2 protein-coding genes are annotated in these 1,477 nt (G+C 46.2%); both read left to right on the top strand.

Going from position 1 to position 1,477, the window contains the following annotated elements; translation table 11 throughout:
• Positions 1-281 precede the first annotated feature (281 nt).
• A complete protein-coding gene (locus KDK13_RS12355; protein WP_257285277.1) occupies positions 282-512 on the top strand; it encodes a hypothetical protein in 231 nt (76 codons plus the stop codon).
• Between the two features lie 243 nt (positions 513-755).
• On the top strand, positions 756-1,190 hold the full coding sequence (locus KDK13_RS12350; RefSeq protein ID WP_257285276.1) for a hypothetical protein: 435 nt from the start codon (positions 756-758) through the stop codon (positions 1,188-1,190).
• The last annotated feature ends 287 nt before the right edge of the window (positions 1,191-1,477 follow it).

The raw sequence follows: 1,477 nt of genomic DNA, 5'->3' as shown, positions 1-1,477 counted from the left end.
TGTCGAAGTATCGAAGGGTCGTGCCACCGAACTTCGACAAGCTCAGTCCGAACGGTGTCAGGCAATGAAAATAGGGAAGTTATTTCCAGACAACTCCTAAGTATTGATACGTATCAATGTACGTATTGATGATTTGTTTGATAATGCTGTTGTTGATTGGTCATTGAACGTCACGATTCTGTCATCTTTTCAATGTTAATCTGCCCTTATTGATAGCATTAACGATACGAATAAAAGTGATCGTGCACAGTCAGAATAAAGAACGGAAACTATCATTCGCAATGTTGAGAATTGAGAAATATACGCTCAGAGATGGGCAGGCAGGCTGGCAGGCACACCTGGTAAAACCTGATTGTTCCCGAATACGCGAAACTCGTCGTTTCAGTTATTCAGATTATGGCGACCTTGCGTTTCAGAAAGCAGTAGACTGGCTTGAGAGTCAGTACTATCGGCCTGCTGCAAACGATGCCGATGATCAATGCCCGGTGATGCCTGTAAGCGATCAACACTGAGTTTGCTTTTCTTCAGGGAGTGAAGTGTTTGCCATGGATGGCAACTTTAATAATCACTAATAATCTCTTGCCCTTTCACCACAACACTCAATGTGTCTTTTGCTCTTTCTGGCGGGAGAAAGAAAAAAATTTTTGGCAAAAACCTCCAGGCCTCATGGTGCATTGCTTATTTGTGCCAGTCGGGTAGAGTTGGAAAAGCGTATAAGCAAATGCACTTTGCCTGAAAAAAAAGGGGGTAGCTTAATGTCCCGGACAATAAAGGGCTTGATAACGGCGACGGTGGCAGCAGCGTCCTTGCTGGTCAGTACTGCTTCTACCGCCCAAAATGATAACCATGTTTACGCTGGGCTGGGTTGGACCGTAAAGCATGGATGGATACCCTCGGTTATTGCCGGGGTTCGCAGTGTCGATGTGGATGGCATTAGCGATGTAACTGGCGTTGATCTGTCCCTCTCTTATCACTTCATCGATGGGTTTGATAAGTTCCTGCTGAAAAGTGTTCGGGGTGAGATTGACTGGCAGGCTGAGCTGGGCGGTGGCTATGATTTTCAGGCGCAGTCTCTGCTGATTACCGGTGGCGTTCAGGGGCGTCTGGTTAATTTTTCCATGGATATCTCTCTGGATGGTGATATTGATGGTGGTCTGGCGATCAATAGTATTGATAAATATGATTTGTAGCCGTAGGCAGCGTTAAAAAACTTACAAAAAGTCCATTTTCTGACCTGTTTGCTATTGAACTGTATTGTGTGACCCGGTGCTTTGCTGCGTCTGTTGATCGGCAAGGCACTTCGTTATCAATTGAGAATATAAAGCCTTGTTGGTAGTTGACGGCATTCGGAAAATAGGGATAATACGCCACCACTGGCCAGGCGCGGCGTTGGTTGCAACCGGTTACAGTTAAAGTGAGTTAACGGGGTATAGCGCAGTCTGGTAGCGCGCCTGCTTTGGGAGCAGGATGTCGGGAG

Source organism: Endozoicomonas sp. SESOKO1 (assembly GCF_024606265.1).
In the GTDB taxonomy this organism is placed as follows: Bacteria; Pseudomonadota; Gammaproteobacteria; order Pseudomonadales; family Endozoicomonadaceae; genus Endozoicomonas.
Note: the sequence above shows the minus strand (reverse complement) of the source record. Positions and strands in the feature narration are given on the sequence as shown.